The following is a 3,230-nucleotide window of genomic DNA, read 5'->3' on the forward strand; positions in this document are numbered from 1 at the left end:
GCGGTGCCGGACTCTGGCGCGTATCTGGTGTTCACGTCGGGCTCGACCGGTCGTCCCAAGGGTGTGGTGAACACCCACCGCGGCGTCGTGAACCGTCTCTTGGACAGCCAGCGCCACTTCCGCATGACCTCGGACGACGTGGTCCTGCAGAAGACCGCGGCCGGCTTCGACGTGTTCGCGTGGGAGATCTTCGGCACGCTGATGACCGGCGCCCGGCTCGTCGTCGCCACGCGAGGCGGTCACCGCGATCCGCTGTACCTCGGCCGGAAGATCGTCGAGCACGGTGTCACGGTGATCGACTTCGTGCCCTCCATGCTCGCTCTCGTGCTGGAGGAAGGCGGCCTGGCCGACTGCACCACGCTGCGCGCGATCGCCTGCGGCGGAGAGGAGATGCCGGTACCGCTCGCGCAGCGCCTGCTGGAGGAGCTGCCCGGGATCAAGATCTACAACCAGTACGGGCCCAGCGAGGCGTCCATCGACTGCACCGTCCACACCATCAAGGACAGCCTGCCCAAGGCCCTCGACCGCATCCCGATCGGCACGCCGATCCAGAACGTCGGACTGTACGTCCTCGACGCGGAACTGCGGCCGCAACTCGTCGGAGTCCCCGGTGAACTGTTCATCGCCGGTGTCGGCGTGGCCCGTGGATACGTACGGCGCGCCGCCCTGACGGCGGAGCGCTTCCTGCCCGACCCGTACGGTGAGCCGGGCGGGCGGATGTACCGCACCGGCGACCGGGCCCGCTGGCTCGCCGACGGCACGCTGGAGTACCTGGGCCGTACCGACGACCAGGTCAAGATCCGCGGCGTACGGATCGAGCCGGGCGAGGTCGAGGCGGCGCTGATCGCACTGGCCGTCGTCCGTGACGCGGCTGTGCTCGTTCGCGAGGACACGCCCGGCGACAAGCGCCTGGTGGCCTACTACGTGCCGACGGCCGAGGCGGAGGCCCGGTCGGAGGCCGACCCGGCCGCGCTCCGCGCCGAGCTCGGCCGCTCACTGCCCGAGCACATGGTGCCCGCGGCCTTCGTGAAGCTGGAGCGGATCCCGGTCACCCCCAACGGAAAGACCGACCGCCGCGCTCTGCCCGCCCCCGAGCAGGACGCCTTCGCCCGTGGCGCCTACGTCGCACCGCGCACGCCGGTCGAGGAGCGCGTGGCCGCCGTCTGGTCCCGGGTGCTCGGCGTGGACCAGGTCGGCGTCGAGGACTCCTTCTTCGAGCTCGGCGGCGACTCCATCCGCGCCGTCGCCCTCGTCGGCGCGCTGCGGGCCGCCGGTTTCGAGACGAGCATCCAGCAAGTCTTCGAGGGCCGCACCGTCGCGGCGCTGTGCGCGGCCTTCCCGGATGGTCGGGAGGAGGCGGTGCGGGGCACGACGGGAGTCGAGCCTTTCGCGCTGATCACGCACCAGGACCGGGAACGGCTCGCCGACGGGGTCGTGGACGCCTACCCGCTGTCCCAGGTGCAGACCGGCATGGTCGCCGAGATGCTCGTCGGGGACGAGGGCAACGCCTACCACACCATTTCCACCGTCCGCATCCGTGACGAGCAGCCGTTCGTGGCGGACGCGCTGCGGCAGGCCTGGCGCATCGTCGCGGAGCGGCACGAGACGCTGCGCACCTCGGTGCACGTCGACGAGTACTCGCGTCCCCTGCAGCTCGTCCACCCCACGGCGGACGTCACCCTGGACGTGCGCGACCTGGGCGACGCCGGCAGGCAGGAGACCGAGGACGCCCTGCGCGCCTTCGTCCTGGCCGAGCGGTCCAACCACCTCGACCTGGCCGTGGCACCGCTGATCCGCCTCTTCGTGCACACCACGGCGAACGATGGCTGGTGGCTGTCCTTCACCAGCCCGCACGTGATCCTCGACGGCTGGAGCCACGAGTCCCTCCTGATGGAGCTGCTCGGCTGCTACACGAGGCTGCGCGACGGCCTGGAGCCCGAGCCCTACGAGCTTCCCGCCGTCCGCTACGCCGACTTCATCGCCGGCGAGCTGGAATCCCTCAACTCCGAGGAGGACCGCGCCTATTGGCGCGCGGCCATCGACGGCTACGCCGCCTTCACGATCCCCGCGGAGTGGGGTGACAGCGCAAAGCCCGCCGAGTCCTACGGCATCCAGGTCGAGTACGGCGACCTCACCGAAGACCTGAGGAAGGCCGCCGCGGCCGTGGACGTACCACTCAAGAGCGTGGTGCTCGCTGCTCATCTCAAGGTGATGGGCATGCTCACCGACGAGCCGGCGTTCCACACCGGTCTCGTCTGCCACGCCCGTCCCGAGGCCGAGGGCGCCGACCGCCTGATCGGCATGCAGGTCAACACCCTGCCGTTCGTCGCGGACCGCAGCGCGCGCACCTGGCGTGAGCTGGTGCGGCAGGTCTTCGCGCGTGAGGTGGAGCTGTGGGGTCACCGCCGCTTCCCCATGCCGGAGATCCAGCGTGAGGCAGGAGGCGGCCGCCTTGTCGACGTCCTCTTCAACTTCGTCGACTTCCACCAGGTCGACGACGGGATCGTGGACACCGGGATGGCGTTCAACGACGCCCCCAAGGAATTCGGACTGTCGGCGGACGCCACCGGCTCCCGCATCAGCCTGAGCGCCAACACCCGCACGCTGAGCCAGAAGCACGGCCGGCGGATCGCCGACATGTACCGGTCGGTTCTGGAGGCCATGGCAGCCGACTTCGACGGTGACGCGCGTGCCGTGTATCTGCCGAAGGGTGAGCGCGAGCGTCTTCTGGGAGACGCGGCCGGTGGTGCTCCTGCCGCTCGGGTGGAGCGGTGTGTGCACGAGGTGTTCGAGGAGCAGGCGGCGCTTGATCCTGCGGCGGTGGCTGTGGTTGCCGGTGGGGTGGAGTTGTCGTACGGGGAGGTGAATGCGCGGGCGAATCGTCTGGCGCGTTATCTGTCCGGGCTGGGTGTGGGGCCTGAGTCGCTGGTGGGTGTGTGCCTGGAGCGTGGGGCCGATTTGATCCCGGCGTTGCTGGGTGTCCTGAAGTCGGGTGCGGGTTATGTGCCGCTGGATCCGGTGAATCCTGCTGAGCGGTTGGGGTTTGTCGCTGCGGATGCCGGGGTTTCTGTTGTGGTCACGCAGTCGGGTCTGCTGTCGCTGGTCGATGGTTTCCATGACGGCACGGTCGTGGTCCTCGATGGTGTTGACCGGGAGGGTATTGCGGCGTGTGAGGCGTCGGATCCGGGTGTGGTGGTGTCGCCGGACAATACCGTGTATGTGATTTACAC

General features: G+C 69.4%; 1 protein-coding gene. It reads left to right on the plus strand.

Going from position 1 to position 3,230, the window contains the following annotated elements; translation table 11 throughout:
- Positions 1-66: 66 nt before the first annotated feature.
- A partial coding sequence (locus AB0D93_RS41390; protein WP_362131896.1) for an AMP-binding protein occupies positions 67-3,230 on the plus strand: 3,164 nt, incomplete at its 3' end.

It is taken from the genome of Streptomyces sp. NPDC048191 (assembly GCF_040652655.1).
In the GTDB taxonomy this organism is placed as follows: Bacteria; Actinomycetota; Actinomycetes; order Streptomycetales; family Streptomycetaceae; genus Streptomyces.